At 33.3% G+C, this 15,904-nt stretch carries 15 protein-coding genes; 11 read left to right on the top strand and 4 right to left on the bottom strand.

What is annotated here, in order from left to right; translation table 11 throughout:
- Positions 1–53 precede the first annotated feature (53 nt).
- The 4 genes from QO190_RS01060 (at position 54) to QO190_RS01045 (ending at position 4,432) form a co-directional block, all read left to right on the top strand.
- Positions 54–2,186, top strand: coding sequence for a S46 family peptidase (locus QO190_RS01060; RefSeq protein ID WP_371460850.1), 2,133 nt, complete (start codon positions 54–56; stop codon positions 2,184–2,186).
- Between the two features lie 166 nt (positions 2,187–2,352).
- On the top strand, positions 2,353–2,829 hold the full coding sequence (locus tag QO190_RS01055; protein WP_371460848.1) for a YdeI/OmpD-associated family protein: 477 nt from the start codon (positions 2,353–2,355) through the stop codon (positions 2,827–2,829).
- A 17-nt stretch (positions 2,830–2,846) separates the two neighbouring features.
- Complete coding sequence (locus QO190_RS01050) at positions 2,847–3,914, top strand: calcium:proton antiporter (RefSeq protein ID WP_371460847.1); 1,068 nt, start codon at positions 2,847–2,849, stop codon at positions 3,912–3,914.
- A 5-nt stretch (positions 3,915–3,919) separates the two neighbouring features.
- Positions 3,920–4,432 (top strand): GNAT family N-acetyltransferase, encoded by a 513-nt coding sequence (locus tag QO190_RS01045; RefSeq protein WP_371460846.1) that lies wholly within the window; start codon positions 3,920–3,922, stop codon positions 4,430–4,432.
- Positions 4,433–4,543: 111 nt separating this feature from the next.
- Here the strand turns inward: QO190_RS01045 and bcp are convergent, their stop codons facing one another.
- Positions 4,544–4,990, bottom strand: a complete 447-nt coding sequence (gene bcp, locus QO190_RS01040; protein WP_371460845.1) for a thioredoxin-dependent thiol peroxidase — start codon at positions 4,988–4,990, stop codon at positions 4,544–4,546.
- 147 nt (positions 4,991–5,137) lie between these two features.
- Between bcp and nth the strand changes: the two genes are divergently transcribed.
- The gene (gene nth, locus QO190_RS01035; protein ID WP_371460843.1) at positions 5,138–5,758 is read left to right on the top strand and encodes an endonuclease III; all 621 of its coding nucleotides are present in this window, start codon (positions 5,138–5,140) and stop codon (positions 5,756–5,758) included.
- On the opposite strand, the gene QO190_RS01030 is transcribed toward nth, so the two are convergent.
- The 3 genes from QO190_RS01030 to QO190_RS01020 are packed head-to-tail and all read right to left on the bottom strand — an operon-like array spanning position 5,759 to position 8,852.
- Positions 5,759–6,463 (bottom strand): MBL fold metallo-hydrolase, encoded by a 705-nt coding sequence (locus QO190_RS01030; protein WP_371460841.1) that lies wholly within the window; start codon positions 6,461–6,463, stop codon positions 5,759–5,761.
- A 15-nt stretch (positions 6,464–6,478) separates the two neighbouring features.
- Entirely contained in the window at positions 6,479–7,060 is a 582-nt protein-coding gene (locus QO190_RS01025) for a Crp/Fnr family transcriptional regulator (RefSeq protein ID WP_104793041.1), read from the bottom strand.
- A gap of 1 nt (position 7,061) precedes the next feature.
- Entirely contained in the window at positions 7,062–8,852 is a 1,791-nt protein-coding gene (locus tag QO190_RS01020) for a DUF885 family protein (protein WP_371460840.1), read from the bottom strand.
- Between the two features lie 150 nt (positions 8,853–9,002).
- Here QO190_RS01020 and QO190_RS01015 point away from each other — a divergent pair, with 150 nt between their 5' ends.
- From QO190_RS01015 to QO190_RS00990, 6 genes are all read left to right on the top strand, one after another.
- The gene (locus QO190_RS01015) at positions 9,003–9,890 is read left to right on the top strand and encodes a GLPGLI family protein (RefSeq protein WP_371460839.1); all 888 of its coding nucleotides are present in this window, start codon (positions 9,003–9,005) and stop codon (positions 9,888–9,890) included.
- A 130-nt stretch (positions 9,891–10,020) separates the two neighbouring features.
- On the top strand, positions 10,021–10,926 hold the full coding sequence (locus QO190_RS01010) for a GyrI-like domain-containing protein (RefSeq protein WP_371460838.1): 906 nt from the start codon (positions 10,021–10,023) through the stop codon (positions 10,924–10,926).
- Positions 10,927–11,022: 96 nt separating this feature from the next.
- Positions 11,023–13,239, top strand: coding sequence for a TonB-dependent receptor domain-containing protein (locus tag QO190_RS01005; RefSeq protein WP_371460837.1), 2,217 nt, complete (start codon positions 11,023–11,025; stop codon positions 13,237–13,239).
- Positions 13,240–13,371: 132 nt separating this feature from the next.
- Positions 13,372–14,028, top strand: a complete 657-nt coding sequence (locus tag QO190_RS01000; RefSeq protein ID WP_371460836.1) for a hypothetical protein — start codon at positions 13,372–13,374, stop codon at positions 14,026–14,028.
- 214 nt (positions 14,029–14,242) lie between these two features.
- Positions 14,243–14,536 carry a 2TM domain-containing protein gene (locus QO190_RS00995; RefSeq protein WP_069799820.1) on the top strand — a complete coding sequence of 98 codons (294 nt, stop codon included), beginning with the start codon at positions 14,243–14,245 and terminating at the stop codon, positions 14,534–14,536.
- 23 nt (positions 14,537–14,559) lie between these two features.
- On the top strand, positions 14,560–15,903 hold the full coding sequence (locus tag QO190_RS00990; protein WP_371460835.1) for a 2TM domain-containing protein: 1,344 nt from the start codon (positions 14,560–14,562) through the stop codon (positions 15,901–15,903).
- Position 15,904 lies beyond the last annotated feature (1 nt).

Raw genomic sequence — 15,904 nt, 5'->3', positions numbered from 1 at the left:
TTTTCAAAAATCGCTTTTAATTCATACATTTACCCATAAAATTTTTTAGATCAATGAAAAGAATATTTTTACTATTCACATTTCTATTAAGCTTTGCACAAATGCGTGCAGACGAAGGAATGTGGCTGATGATGCTCGTAAAGAGATTAAACGGAAAAGACTTACAAAAACAAGGTCTTAGATTAACTGCAGAAGAAATTTATTCTGTAAACAACTCTAGCCTAAAAGACGCCATCGTACAGTTTAATGGTGGTTGTACCGCAGAAGTAGTTTCTAAAGAAGGTTTGCTTTTCACTAACCACCACTGTGGTTATGATGCTATTGCAGCACTTTCTACGCCAGAAAAAAATTATTTAAAAGATGGTTTCTTCGCCATGAACAACAAAGAAGAGCTTCCTGCAAAAAATCTTTATGTGAGATTTTTAGTAAGAATGGATGATGTAACTGCAAGAATCAACGGGAAACTTAATCCTCAAATGTCTGCTGACGAAAGACGCGCCGTAATCGAAGCAGAATACAAAGCCATCCAAAAAGAAAATTCAGAAAATGGTAAATATACTGTAGTAGTAAGAGATTTCTTCAGCGGAAATGAATTCTACTATTTCGTATATCAAGATTATAAAGACGTAAGATTAGTAGGAACTCCTACAGAATCTATTGGTAAATACGGTGGTGATACCGATAACTGGGAATGGCCAAGACACACTGGTGACTTCTCTGTTTTCAGAATTTATGGAGATGCTAACGGGAATCCTGCAGAATATTCATTAAACAACGTTCCATTAAAACCTAAATATCACCTTCCTGTTTCTATGAAAGGCGTAAAACCTGGTGATTTCACCATGATTATGGGTTATCCTGGTAGAACGAACAGATATTTAACTTCTTATGGAATCAATCAATTGGTGACTAAAGATTATATCGGTTGGGTAGAAGCTTCTAAATCTGCAATGGATGTGATGAAGAAGTACATGGACAAAGACACTCAAATCAGATTAGATTACGCTTCTCAATACGCTTCTGTAGCAAACTACTGGAAGAACAGAGCTGGAACCATAGAATCTGTAAACAAAAACGGAACAGTTGCAGACAAACAAAAAGTAGAAGCTAAATTCCAAGAATGGGCAAACTTAGCAGAAAACAAAGCTACTTACGGAAATGTTCTTTCAGAAATCGAAGCATATTACAAATTGATTGCTGATAGAAATTTAGAAAGAAACTACGCTACTCAATTCCAAAGAAATGCTAAATATGCAGTTCTTCCTTACAGAATTGGCGCTGCTCTTAAATCTTATATTGAGCAAAACGAAGCAGGTAAATCTGCTATGAAAGCTAGACTTCTTGCTGGTGTAGAAGCTTCTTACGATGGTTTCCACCCAGTAGTAGAAAAAGATATGTTACAAACTTTACTTTCTCTTTATAAGAACAAAGTACCGTTTGATTATCAACTTCCGGTAATGAAATATTCTAATCCAGCAGAATTAGCTAACCAAGCAGAAACTTCTATTTTCAGCACCAAAGAATCTTTACTTAAATTCATCGAAAATCCTAGTTTAGCTGTTCTAGAAAATGATCCGCTTTACAAATTTTCAGGAATTATGGTAGCAGAAGCTATGATGTTTGGAGACAAATATGTAAAAGCTGATGACCAATTTGCTAAAAACACTAGATTATATTTTGACGGTCTTAGAAAATCTATGCCAGAAAAAGAATTCTATCCAGATGCTAACTCTACTATGAGAGTAACTTTCGGTAAAGTAGATAGATTACCAATCAGAAAAGACAGACAATATTATGGCGTAAAAGATAACTTCTATACTGATATGAAAGGTATGGTGGCTAAATACAAAAAAGGCGACGCAGAGTTTGACTTACCACAAAGATTGTTAGATCTATACAAGAAAAAAGATTTCGGTCCATACAAAGACAAAAAAGGTTACATGCCTGTAAACTTCTTATCAGATAATGATATTACAGGTGGAAACTCTGGTTCTCCTATCTTAAACGGAAATGGTGAATTAATTGGTCTTGCTTTCGATGGTAACTCTGAAGCACTTTCTGGAGATATCGTTTTCGAAAAACAATGGCAAAAAACCATTAACCTAGATGTAAGATTCTTACTTTGGGTAATGGATAAATATCACGGAGCTGGTTATTTATTAAACGAAATGACTATCAGAAAATAAGGCAACTTTGTTGCTTCTAAAATTAACCTCGGAGAAATTTCTTCGAGGTTTTTTATTACTTTTTACTCCGTTTAGTTTTTAAAAAACTTTTATAAAAACTCAAATTTTCTTATTTTTAGGAAATCATAATTTTTTAAATGTTTCTTTTTTCTCAAAATTCATAAAAATGACAACGGATTACATCACTTTTGAAGCAGAAATTAAGCAAAATGGCACTATGAACGCTGCCTTTGTAGATTTTCCTTTCTCTACAGAAGAATTATTTGGCAAAAAAGGTCAGGTAAAAATCAAAGCTTTGCTTGACGAAAAAGTAGAATACAGAGGAAGCCTTGCCAAAATGAAAAGTGATGGTCATCTTCTTGGATTAACTCAAGAGGTGAGAAAACAACTTGGGAAAACGTTTGGCGATAAGGTTGCAGTGAAACTTTGGGAAGACCAAGATGAAAGAATTGTAGAAATTCCTGAAGATGTTTTAGAAGTTTTCGAAAAGAACAAAGATGCTTTTGAAATGTATCAAAAAATGTCTTACACGCATCGGAAAGAATACATGAGATGGATTACCGATGCCAAAAAACCAGAAACCAGAGAAAACCGAAAGGTAAAATTGATAGAAATGATTTTAGCAGGTAAAAAAGGAATATAAATTATATATAAACGCGTATGAAATTAAAAAAACTTTTCCATTGGACGGTTATTGCTCCTATTTTAGCTTGGGTTATTTACTTTTTAATTCCCGATTCAGACAGTACAGTTATTTTAATGCTTTGTGGCGTTTTTTTAATGTTAAGTGTGTTTTCTGCAGTACACCATTCAGAAGTCATCGCACATAAAATTGGCGAACCGTTTGGAACCATTGTCTTGGCGATTTCTATTACAATTATAGAAGTAGCACTTATTATTTCGCTCATGACAGCAGGAGGAAAAGAAACCTCACATCTCGCCAGAGATACCGTTTTTGCAGCGGTAATGCTTATTTTAAACGGTGTTTTAGGTTTAAGTTTATTGGTAGGAAGTGTGAAATTTCACGAACAGTTTTTTGCCAGAACTTCTGCCAATTCCCTACTCGTTTCCTTGATTGCTATTTTAGTGCTTACTCTTATTCTTCCTAATTTTACCACCAGTGCAAATGGTCCTGTTTATACGCAACCTCAATTGATTTTTGTTTCTATAGCTTGTCTCACCATTTACAGCACTTTTTTATTGGTTCAAACGGTGAGACATAGAAATTATTTTTTACCCAAAAACAAAGAAGAAAAGGTTTCTGTTCCTACTTTTAAAGAAAGTATTCTTAGTTTTATTACCTTATTGGTTTGTCTAGGAATTGTAGTATTAATGGCAAAAAAACTCTCTACACCTATAGAAACCATCATTAGAAATGCAGGATTGCCACAATCTTTGGTTGGAGTTATCATTGCAGCAGTGATTTTATTACCAGAAGGAATCGCTTCCATTAAAGCAGCCAGAAAAGATGATTTACAGACCAGCCTCAATCTTTCTTTAGGTTCCGCTTTGACTTCTATTGGACTTACTATTCCCGCAGTTGCAGTAGTGTGCAGTATTTTTGATTTAGACCTTGTTTTAGGATTAGATTATAAATCGATGGTTTTGCTGGGATTGTCTATTTTTATCACCATGTTATCGCTAAGTCGAGGAAAAACCAACATTCTTTACGGTGTAGTTTTACTCGTGAACTTAGCAGCTTATATTTTTACTGTAATTTATCCTTAATTGATATGAAAACCTACGAAACCGAAAGACTTTTACTCAAACCTACAGATTTAGAGGATGCCGAATTTATTCTTCAACTTTTAAATTCTGAAAGTTTCATCAAATATATTGGTGACAGAAACGTAAGAACCATAGAAGACGCCGAAAACTACATTCGCAATAGATGTTTTCCTCAGTTTGAAAGACTAGGTTACGGAAGTTTCACCGTAATTCTAAAGGAAGATTCTTCTAAAATGGGAACTTGTGGAGTTTACGCTAGAGAAAACACCGACAATGCTCCTGATATTGGTTTTGCTTTTTTGCCAGAATTTGAAGGAAAAGGTTATGGCTATGAAAGTGCTAGTTTTCTAAAAAATTTGGTTAAAAATGATTTCAACATTACCAAATTGGGCGGAATTACGGTAGAATACAACCACGCTTCCAGAAAATTATTAGAAAAACTAGGTTTAAAATTCCAAAAAAAATTCTTCATGGATGGTGATCCAGAAGAATTATTATATTTCGAAGCTGATATTTAAATAAAATTATCTGTCATTCTGAATGGAGTGAAACGGAATGAAGAATCTCTTTAATATAGAACAGATTCTTCACTTCACTGCGTTTCGTTTAGAATGACAATCTAAAAAAAATTACTTCAAAATCTGAGCTGCGTGATTTTTGGTTTCTACTTTTTCGATGACTTCTGTGCAAACAGAATTTTCGTCAAATAAAAAGGTAGTTCTCACGATTCCCATGAATTCTTTTCCCATGAATTTTTTGAGTTGCCACACCCCGAATTTTTCACAAACTTCATGGTTTTCGTCGGCTAATAAATCATATTTAAACCCGAATTTATCATGAAATTTTTTTTGATTTTTCACAGGATCTGCAGAAATTCCCAAAATCGTAAAACCTTGTTTCGTTAAGTGTTCTATATTTTCATTAAGGTTACAAGCTTCTGCTGTACAACCTGGCGTATTGGCTTTCGGATAAAAGAAAACCACCAATTTTTTTCCTTTGAAATCTGAAGATTTAACCAGATTTCCGTCTTGATTATCTAATTGAAACGTAGGAAGTGTATCACCTATTTTTAACATAATTATAAAATTTTAGATTATGATTTAAAACACTCTAACTTGATTAAGAAATTGAGATAACTAGTTTCAAATAAATTTGAAAGGTTACAATCAGCTTAATCTGTAAAATCAGCGAGAGTTTCTTATTTTTGCTCAAATTTACAGAAAATGACTAAAAAAGAGCGTGCAAAAATAGTAATGACTGAGTTAGAAAAAATCTATCCCGAAGTTCCTATTCCACTGAACCATAGAAATGCTTATGAACTATTGGTTGCAGTTGCACTTTCTGCACAAACTACTGATAAAAAAGTAAACGAAGTCACTCCCAAATTGTTTTCTGTAGCTCCCAATCCAGAAAAAATGGCAGCATTGGAAGAACCTGAAATCAAGGAATTGATTAAAGAAATCGGATTGTCTACCACCAAAGCCAAAAATCTAAAAATCATGGCCAATCAACTTCTGGAAAGACATAACGGCGAAGTTCCTTCTAATTTTGAAGATTTAGAAAATTTAGCGGGAGTAGGTCATAAAACGGCGAGTGTAGTAATGAGTCAGGCTTTTGGTGTGCCTGCATTTCCACTAGATACACACATTCATCGATTGATGAAACAATGGAAATTAACCGAAGGAAAAAACGTGGTTCAAACTGAAAATGACGCCAAAAAACTTTTCCCTAAAGAAACTTGGAATAAACTTCACCTTCAAATCATTTTCTACGGCAGAGAATATTCTCCAGCCAGAGGAAATCAGGAGAAAGATTACCTCACGAAGATGCTTTTTGAGAAATAATCAGATTTTTTCTACAAATTTTTGGAAAATATTATCCTTATTATAAAGAATTGGTCCATGTCCAAAACAAATAATTTGGGGATTTAATGCTGATAGTTTCTGAAGTGATTTTACGTTTAAATCTTGATTTGTAGTAAACATTTTTGGTGGAAGATGTAAACCAGGAATTGTAGTGAGTAAATTCATGTTTGTGGCAACATCACCCGCAATAAGGACTCCGTCTTCTTCTCTAAAAAAAGAGATATGCCCCATAGAATGAACTGGCGTTTCTATAACTCTGAAACTTCCTAAATAATCATTTTCTCGTAGCGTTTTAGAAACCGTGTATCCTGTTCCTGCCCAAAACTTCATTTGAAATCTCTCTACTAAATTTTTTGATGGATATTCTGAGGTAACTTCTCCTGATTCTGCGTTTTCTTTATCCCTTTCACTACAAATAAAAGGAATATCGAAAGTTTTACACAGTAAATGAGAACTTCCTTGATGATCTGGATGAGCATGGGTTATCACATGACCTTTTAGATCTTTTCCATATAAATTCTTTTTTATTTTATTAAAAGAACTTTTGATACCAGAATCTATTACATAACCTTCTACTAGATAACAATTAATGCTATTTCTAAATAAAAGCGGGATTTGATAAACTTCTTTTGCAATTAAATTCATAATTTTTTTGGCAAAAGTAATTAGAATGTTTCCTTTCATTTTGAGAAAAATTTCTCAAAATTCTTCATTATTGATGATTTGGGAAACCGTTCTTCTCGTAATTCCTAGAAAAGCAGCAAGTTGTTCTTGTGTAAGTCTTTTGTAAACATTTGGTTGAATAGTTTTAAACTTTTTTATTTTATCTTTTGCTTTAATCTCGTTCAAAAAAGAAACATATTTCAACTTTTCTTCAAGACTTTGTTCTAAAATCTTTAGGGTAAGTTTTTCTAATTTTGGGTTTTGAGAAATTAAATGAACATAATCTTTTTTCTTAAGCACCAAAATTTCAGAATCTTCAAGTGCTTTTATAGAAATATCTGATCTTTTATCATTCATGAAACTTTCATAAGAAGTCAAAAAACCTTTTTCTAGATTGAAACAAACGGTTTTTTCTGTACCATCTACCTGTAAAATAAATGAATTAAAGAACCCCTTTACAATAAAGCCAATTTCTTTACAATAAGTATTTTCTTCTATAAAAAATTCGCCTTTTTTTAATTTTCTTTTCTCAAAAGAATTGAAAAATTTCTCTAATTCTTCAACGGAAATATCTACAAATTCTAAAATTTGCCCTGAAAAAATTTCTTTGGAAGTCATCTTACTGTTTCTTTGCCCAAAGTTCCATCTTTCTTTCTAAAACGGATAATGGAAGACATCCTTGGTTCAGAATTTCATCATGGAATTTAGCCAAACTAAATTTCTTACCAAGTTCTTTTTGATATTTAGCTCTTAATTCTAAAAATTTAAGCGAACCGATTTTGTAACCTAATGCTTGTCCCGGAATCGCCATATAACGCTCAATTGCTGCGGTTGCACCTTCTTCAGAATCAGAAATATTGTTCAGATAATATTGAATCGCTTCTTCTCTGGTCATTTTCCCTGTGTGAATTCCTGTATCTACCACCAATCGAACTGCACGTAACATTTGATCACTTAAATAACCCATTTTTTGATAAGGATCGGTGTACAAACCAAACTCTGGCCCTAAAGTTTCGGTATAGTGCGCCCAACCTTCTCCATAAGCTCCGAACCAACCAAATCTCATGAATTTAGGAATTTCCATATTTTCCTGTTGAAGCGAAACTTGATAATGATGTCCCGGAATAGCTTCGTGTAGGAATAAAGATTCAAAACCATTGGTTACATTATATTGAGTAGCATCTGGAATAGGCGTATAAAAAATTCCTGGTCTGCTTCCGTCTGCAGAACCTGGTTTGTATTCTGCACTTGCACTTGCTTCTCTAAATTTTTCGGTTCTTCTTATTTCAAACGGCGTTTTAGGAGATTGACTAAACATCGTTGGAAGCTTAGGTTCAATTTTCTTTAAAATCCCATTAAACGCGGCAATTACTTCTTCTGGCGTTTTATAAGGCATTGCTTTTTTATCCGTTTTTAGACTTACCAAAAATTGTTCGAGTGTTCCTTTAAAACCTAATTGAGTTTTTACTTTCTCCATTTCTGCTCTTAACATGGCTACTTCTCTCAACCCAATTTTATTGATTTCATCGGGAGTAAGATTAGTGGTAGTCCAAGATTTTGCGAGATAAGTATAAATATTGCTTCCATTTGGAATAGCGTTAATTCCATCTGTATTTCTCGCTTTTGGCAAATATTCTTTTTCTAGAAAATCACCCATTCTTTTGTAAGCAGGAATAATTTGCGTTTTGATGGCGTTTTGATAAAGTACGGTGTACTTTTGTTTATCTGCAGCAGAAAAATTGGCTGGAATTTTTTTGATAGGGCCGTAGAAAATATTTTTATCAAAATTTTCAGAAATAATCTCTTCACCTCTCATTTGAGGAATCATTTTCACCACCAGTTTTTTTGGAAGCATCACATTTTGTTTCATTCCATCTCTGAAATTCTTTTCGGCAGTATTCATCCAAACGGCAAAGGCATCTATTCTTTTCAAGAAATTATCATAATCTTTAGTCGTTTTAAACGGTTGATTTCCATCTCCACTTCCTAACAAGGGAAAATCTAATGGCAAACCTTCAAATTGGTTAAAAGGCATCAGTTCTGGATGATACGCATACTTTTCAATCTTATCTTTTAAGGTAAAATCTAAAACATCATAAACGGTTTTGTCTTTATCCGAAAGAGATTCATAATCAAGAGTTTGCAACTTTTTTTGAGTTTCGGTATAGAAACCGATTTCTTTAGAAATAAAATCCTGACTGATCGCATTTGGCAATTGGTCATTATATCTATTATCGCCTTGCATAGTAGCTTCCAGAGGAAACATTTTCAGGTAACCTTCATAATATTTAGAAGCAATGCTGTCTATATTGGCTTCGGATTTTGGCAAAGCAATGTCTGATTTTTTACAACTGATAACGAAAAGCATCATTGCAAATATTCCTAAAATAGGCGCTCTAAAGAATCTCATTTGTCTTAAATTTTAAACAAAAATATAAATTATCTGTAAATGTGGATTTTAAAATCATAAAAAAATAGTTTTAAAGCATTAAGAGTAATTTTTTTCATAAATTTTTGTAACAAAGTAAAAAATCCCTTACTAATTAATAAAATTTAAAAAATGAAATGGTATAAATCTTTAAGCTTTGCTTTATTGTTTTTAGTAGTTCTTGCAAATGCACAGTCTGCTAATAGATTTTTTTATGAATTAACCTTTAAACCCAAAAAAGGAATAGACTCTTTACAAAAAACAGTAATGATTCTAGACGTAACCGATAAAAAATCACTTTATAGAGATTACTTGACGGTTTCACAGGATTCTGTTCTAAAAATTGAAGTTGAAAAAATGCAAAAAGCAGGTGTTTTCAAAGATTTATCAAAGTCTTTCCAAATGCCAAAATTTGCTTATAAAATCACTAAAGAATATCCTACCATGAAGGTAAACTTTAGCGAAAGAATGCTGAATTCTGTTTTTGGATATAATGAAGAGCCAAAATTCAACTGGAAAATATCAAACGATAAACAAAAAATAGGCGAATACGAAGCTCAAAAAGCTACCACAGAATTTGGTGGAAGAAAATGGACGGCTTGGTTTACAGAATCTATTCCTTTCCCAGATGGTCCGTATAAATTCTCTGGTTTACCAGGATTAATCGTAAAAATAGAAGATGCTGATAAAAATTTCTCTTGGGTTTTAACAGCGAATAAACCGCTAAAAGAATTTGAAGAACTTTCTTACAGCGAAAAACTATCGGCACAATTCGGTGCGAGAAATGAGGTAACGATTATCAACAGAGATAAATTTGAATCTTCTTTTGAGGAATATAAAAAAGATCCTTTTGCATCAATAAGAGCACAAATCACTCCAGAAATGAAAGCGATGAAAATGCCAGGAAATGATAAAACGATGGGTGAAATGATGAGTGATCAAGAAAAATCAATTAAAGATTTCTACAACGCAAGCAATAATACCGTAGAAATCTACACTCCAGAAAAAGCGAAAAAATAAAATTCCCTTCATATTAAACTTTTGTAACAGAAAACTCGAGGATTCGTCTTCGAGTTTTTTGCATTTTATAAGAGCAAGAATAGACCATTGCGCTGTGGTTTTTAGTTCTATATTTGTAAAAAATAATCGGTTGACTTCACAAGAACATCTTGCAAGAATTAGAAAGGTTTTAGATTACATTGACCAACATCTGGACGATGAACTTCCTCTGGAAAAACTCGCAGAAATGGGCTACTACTCGCCTTTTCATTTTCATAGAATTTTTCGCGCGGTTACCAGTGAAACTTTGCTAAGTTACATCACCAGAAAACGCATGGAAAAAGCTGCCATGATGCTTTCTTTGAAAAAAGATAAATCTTTAGAAGAGATTTTCTTGGAAATAGGATACAATAGTCATTCTACTTTTGGCAAAACCTTCAAAAAGCACTTTGGGATTTCTCCTGCTGCTTTTAGAAAAAATTCGCCAGAAAATTTTAAGAAAATTCAAACCATTATCAGCAATATCGGACAAAAAGAAGTCGTTTTCGAGCAATATCTTTACCAACTAGAACAAATGAAATTTTTTATGGAAAATAAAGCCAATATCCAAATAAAAGAAATGCCAGAAATGCAGATTGCATCAGTATTAAGCATTGGTATACAAAATATAGGAAATGCTTACAACACCCTTATTTCTTGGGCAATTTCTAAAAATATTTTCCCTAGAGAAAATGTGAAAATGATTACCGTTTATCACGATAGTTTCAAAGTTAGTGCTCCCAATAAAGTGAGAATTCACGCAGGAATGTTGCTAGAAGAAGCCATCAAAAATGAAGGCGAAGTTTTTCTAGAAATTTTGCCAAAAGGGAAATATATCGTTTCTCGACAAGAAATTACGCTTCCCGAATTCGAAACTGCTTGGAACGCACTTTTCCTTTGGATGAACGAAAACGGACACAAGTTCAGAAAAGAATGTCCTTATGAAATTTACCATAATGATTACCAAGAACACCCTGAGAAAAAGTGTTTGGTAGATTTCTGCATTCCTATTTTGTAATTTTCTACGGTTCAGTTTCTATTTTTTACGGTTCAGTAAAACTTATTTCTTTTCGGAAATGAGCAGAGATACCTTTGCTTCATCAAAAACAGAATTATGAAAACTCGCATTTTTACATTACTCTTTACCTTTGTGTTTACTTTTACCTTAATTGCTCAAATTACCATTTCTGGAAAAGTTTTAGGAAGAAATAACAAACCGCTGAAAGATGTTTCTGTAACGCTGAAAGATACTTATGATGGCGCTACAACAGATGAAACAGGAAATTATAAGTTTGAAACTTCTGAAAAAGGAAGCCAAACCTTGATTTTCTCTCATCCTAAATTTATAGAAATCGAAAAATCTATTCAAATTGAAGACAAAAACCTTATTCTAAATGCTGAACTAAAAGAATCGGTGAGCGAAATAGATGCAGTAATCATTTCTGCGGGAAGTATAGAAGCCAGCGATAAAAAACGCGCCACTACTCTATTGACGCCCATTGACGTCTACACAACAGCTGGAGCAAATGGTCAAATTTCATCGGCGCTAGAAACCTTACCTGGAGTTCAAAAAGTGGGAGAATCAGAAGGTCTTTTCGTGAGAGGAGGAACCGGAACGGAAACCAAATTCTTTATGGATGGAAATTTGGTCAATAATTATTTCGGAAATTCTGTACCCGGAATTAAAGCGATGGATAGATTGAATACTTCACTTTTTAAAGGAAATGTATTTTCCAGTGGAGGTTATTCTGCAGTTTACGGACAAGCTTTATCTGGAGTTTTAGCTTTGGAAAGTATCGATTTACCAGAGAGAAATGCTGCGGATTTTGGGATTTCTCCCATTTTTGCAAGTGGTGGAATTCAGCGAGTTAATCAAGAAAAAACACATTCTTACGGAATTTCTTTAGGCTATTCTAACCTAGAACTCATGAAGAAAATTCTAAAATTCAATACCGATTTCGAAAAAGCACCTAACAGTTTCGGTGGCAATGGAAACTTCAGAATTAAAACGTCAAGAGGCGGTTTTATCAAATATTACGGAAGTTATGACACCAGTTCTATGAAGCTTTCTTCTCCCAATTTAGACGACGAAACTTCTTCTGATAAAATCAATCAAAACGGGAAAAATACATTTCACTCGCTTTCTTACAAAGAAAAATTTGGGAGATATACTTTGAATCTTGGGAGTTCATATACTTATAATCAAAATATTCTTCATTTTTCTAATGTAGACCAAAACGGAAGTTCTCCATTCAATAATGATATAGATTCTAAAGGCAATTATTTCAACGCCAAAGCATTGATGGAGAGAAAATTATTTAAAATTTCGGCAATAAGAGCAGGAATAGAACTGAATACAACCAAAGAAGAAACTTGGGTTTCCATCGCTCAAAAAAATTATGAATTTAGAGATGATATCACATCACTTTTCGCGGAAACCGATTTGGGAATCAGCAATGATTTATCTTTAAAAATAGGAGCAAGAGCAGAAAACTCTTCTTCGATCAACCGTTGGAATTTTTCGCCAAGATTTGCCATGGCTTACAGAATTTCTAAAGATTGGACGAGTTCATTAGCTTACGGAACTTTCTTCCAAAATCCTGAAAGTAGATTTTTCACCGAAAATTATCAACCCAATTATCAAAGAGCTGACCATTATATTTTTCAAGTTCAAAGAGCAGCAGATGGAAGAAGTTTGAGATTGGAAACGTATTACAAAAAATATCAAGATTTAATAAAAACCACCACAGATTTTTACAGACCTATCGCTGTAAATAATAACGGAAGTGGATATGCAAAAGGTGTAGAATTATTTTGGCGAGATAAAAAATCTTTGAAAAATATAGATTATTGGGTGTCTTATTCTTACCTAGATTCTAAAAGAGATTACCTGAATTACACCGAAAGTCTATTCCCCAATTTCGCGGCAAAACATACACTTTCTGTGGTGGCTAAAAAATTTGTAACCAATTGGAAAACAGGATTTAATATTTCTTACAATTATAATTCTGGAAGACCATATTACAATTTCGTGACCGAAAATGGCAATACTGTTCTCAAAAATCAAGGCTTTGTAAAAGATTATCAAGCGGTGAATTTCAGCCTTAATTATTTACCGAATTTAGGCAAAAAAGATGCGAGAGCTTTTACTGTTTTGGTGCTTTCTATCAATAACGTTCTAGGAACTAAAAATGAATTTGGATACAATTTTTCGAGCAATGGATTGAAATCTAGAGCCATCGTTCCTCCTACCAATACTTTTGTTTTCATCGGTGCATTCATCAGTTTCGGGACAGACAGAACTCAAGAAGCCATTAATAATAACTTATAGAATTAAGTCCAAAATTGACCATACAAACCATTCAGTCAAGAAAAACTACAGTTCGGTGAACTAAAATTTCTAGAAAATTTCTTTCAAAATATCTTTGAACCATAAAATTGAAACAACTAAAAAATATTACATATGAAAACTTTACAAAAAACCATTCTTACGCTTGCGATTAGCCTATCTACCACTTACACTTTTGCACAAACTGCTTACGAAAAAGCCATGATGCCGAAAGTTCAAACCATCGAAATGCCAAAACCTAATCCAGATGATTACACTGCTCAAGCCAATGATTTTGCAAGAATTGGAGACAAAGAAAAAACACTTTGGCAACCGTATTATTACGCTGCTTTTTCTATTCTAAAAAAAGGAAGAACACTGATGCAACAAAACCAAATTGCACAACTAGACGAAGTGGCAAAAGAAGCTCAAAATTACATTGACAAAGCAGAAGCACTTTCTCCGAATAATGCAGAAATCTATATTTTGAAAAAAATGAATCACGGACTTAAAATGATGGTAAACCCTATGGAAAGATACCAGACTGAAGGTCTCGCTGCTCAAAATGCTCTTGCTGACGCTAAAAAATTAGATCCAGAAAATCCTAGAATTACAATTATGGAAGCCGAAGATTTATATTTCACTCCAGAACAATTCGGCGGAAGCAAAACGAAAGGAATTGAACTTTTTAAGAAAGCTTTAGAACAGTTCAAAACTTACAAAATAAAATCGTCTCTTGACCCAAATTGGGGACAAGGTGAAGCGAATTATTTTATTGCTCAAGCGAAATAGTTTTCAAAAAAAACTGCTTTAAAAACCACGGAAATTTCGTGGTTTTTATTTTCTATAGTTTTCTTTAACTAAAAAACCAACCTCTTTTTTACATTTCAGTATACAAAAATGACGGTTCAGTCAACTAAAATTTGAAAGCGCCTCTTATAAAACTACCTTTACATCAAGAAATTTAACCCAATCACAAAATATTAATTTTTAAAATTCAAACACTATGGAAACGTACAAAACTACACAAGAACAGAAACTAGAAAACGCTAGAAAGCACGTAAAAAGAATCAAAGGTTTTTACACGCACGCTTTGGTTTTCGTACTGGTAAACGTATTTATTATTTTCTCTAATGCAATTGCAGACGGAAAAGGTTTTAATGACATGGATAATTATTACACGGCTTTTTTCTGGGGTTTCGGCTTATTGGCTCATGGTTTATCGGTTTTTGGTGGTGAGCTGTTTTTAGGCAGAAACTGGGAAGAAAGAAAAATCCAAGAAATTTTAAACGAAAAATAATTTTAAAATATTATTTTTAGAAAATGAAACTCGAGGTAATCAAAAAAGCGGCGCTTAACCTACTCTACATCAATATTATTGTAAGTCTTTTTATCTTCTTAATCGATGGTGGAGAAAAAACATTCGAAAGATACTCTGTTACTTTCCTTATTTCTGGAATGTACACGTTTTTCATAGGTTTAGGAAACGGTTTTTTAAACGATTATCTAGATTCTAAATTCTCGTGGACAGAGGAAACCCGCAAAAGAACCATCGCGGCGATTGTAGGAACTTTGGTGATGAATATTGCACTGGTTTATTTTTGTAATTATTTGAATTTCATTGTTATACAAGGCAAAAATCCAGAAAAATTCTTCACCGGTGAGATGAACTTCATCAATTGGTTTTTCATCAATTTTGCGATTATGATTTCGGCAATTGGTCACGCTCGAGGTTTTATGGCGGCGTGGAAAAACTCTACCAAAAAAGAAGTAGTAGAACAAAAACTCATCGCCAAATCTGCCAATGCGCAATTTGAAAGTTTAAAAAATCAATTAGACCCGCATTTTTTATTCAATTCTCTGAACGTTTTAGACTCTTTAATTGAAGAAAATCCTATTCAAGCGCAACGTTTTACCAATTCTATGTCGAAGATTTATCGCTATGTTTTGGAACAAAAAGACAAGGAACTGGTTTCGGTGGAAGAAGAAATAGATTTTGCCAAAACCTATTGCGAACTGTTGAAAACCAGATTTGAAGATGCTGTAACCTTTGATTTCAACATTTCAGAGGAAGACAAAAAAGGTTTTGTAGTACCACTTTCTTTGCAACTTTTGCTCGAAAATTCTATTAAACACAATTTTGCCACCTCATCTAAACCATTGAATATCAAAATATTTACAGAAAAAGGAAACCTCATCATCGAAAATAATTTGCAAACCAGAGAATTGCCGAATAAATCTACAGGAGTAGGTTTGGCAAACATTGTTTCGAGATATAATTTATTAACCGAAAGAAATGTCTTCGTAGAAAAATCTGAAGCTTTCTTCCGTGTGAAACTCCCTATTTTAACAGAAAAAATGAACCCTATGAATCCATATACTCCATCACAAGAACAATTGGCTTACGAAAAAGCCGCAAAACGAGTAGAAGAACTCAAAGGTTTCTACGGAAACTTAATTTCTTACTGCATTTTTATTCCATTTTTAATTTTTATTAATTTCCAAACTTCGCCTAAATATCATTGGTTTTGGTGGCCAATGTTAGGTTGGGGAATCGGTGTAATTTCTCACGGAATTAAGACTTTCGGAATCGGAACAGATTGGGAAGAACGCCAAATCAAAAAATACATGGAAAAAGAAGAAGAAAACGCCAGAAAATGGAAATAAT

This window comes from Cloacibacterium sp. Arc13, assembly GCF_041431305.1.
GTDB classification, from domain to species: domain Bacteria; phylum Bacteroidota; class Bacteroidia; order Flavobacteriales; family Weeksellaceae; genus Cloacibacterium; species Cloacibacterium caeni_B.
This window is presented reverse-complemented; position numbering and strand designations above follow the sequence as displayed.

Coding starts and splice junctions, on each gene's coding strand:
- QO190_RS01060 (WP_371460850.1), top strand. CDS start 54: ATGAAAAGAATATTTTTACTATTCACATTTCTATTAAGCTTTGCACAA.
- QO190_RS01055 (WP_371460848.1), top strand. CDS start 2,353: ATGACAACGGATTACATCACTTTTGAAGCAGAAATTAAGCAAAATGGC.
- QO190_RS01050 (WP_371460847.1), top strand. CDS start 2,847: ATGAAATTAAAAAAACTTTTCCATTGGACGGTTATTGCTCCTATTTTA.
- QO190_RS01045 (WP_371460846.1), top strand. CDS start 3,920: ATGAAAACCTACGAAACCGAAAGACTTTTACTCAAACCTACAGATTTA.
- bcp (WP_371460845.1), bottom strand. CDS start 4,990: ATGTTAAAAATAGGTGATACACTTCCTACGTTTCAATTAGATAATCAA.
- nth (WP_371460843.1), top strand. CDS start 5,138: ATGACTAAAAAAGAGCGTGCAAAAATAGTAATGACTGAGTTAGAAAAA.
- QO190_RS01030 (WP_371460841.1), bottom strand. CDS start 6,463: ATGAAAGGAAACATTCTAATTACTTTTGCCAAAAAAATTATGAATTTA.
- QO190_RS01025 (WP_104793041.1), bottom strand. CDS start 7,060: ATGACTTCCAAAGAAATTTTTTCAGGGCAAATTTTAGAATTTGTAGAT.
- QO190_RS01020 (WP_371460840.1), bottom strand. CDS start 8,852: ATGAGATTCTTTAGAGCGCCTATTTTAGGAATATTTGCAATGATGCTT.
- QO190_RS01015 (WP_371460839.1), top strand. CDS start 9,003: ATGAAATGGTATAAATCTTTAAGCTTTGCTTTATTGTTTTTAGTAGTT.
- QO190_RS01005 (WP_371460837.1), top strand. CDS start 11,023: ATGAAAACTCGCATTTTTACATTACTCTTTACCTTTGTGTTTACTTTT.
- QO190_RS01000 (WP_371460836.1), top strand. CDS start 13,372: ATGAAAACTTTACAAAAAACCATTCTTACGCTTGCGATTAGCCTATCT.
- QO190_RS00995 (WP_069799820.1), top strand. CDS start 14,243: ATGGAAACGTACAAAACTACACAAGAACAGAAACTAGAAAACGCTAGA.
- QO190_RS00990 (WP_371460835.1), top strand. CDS start 14,560: ATGAAACTCGAGGTAATCAAAAAAGCGGCGCTTAACCTACTCTACATC.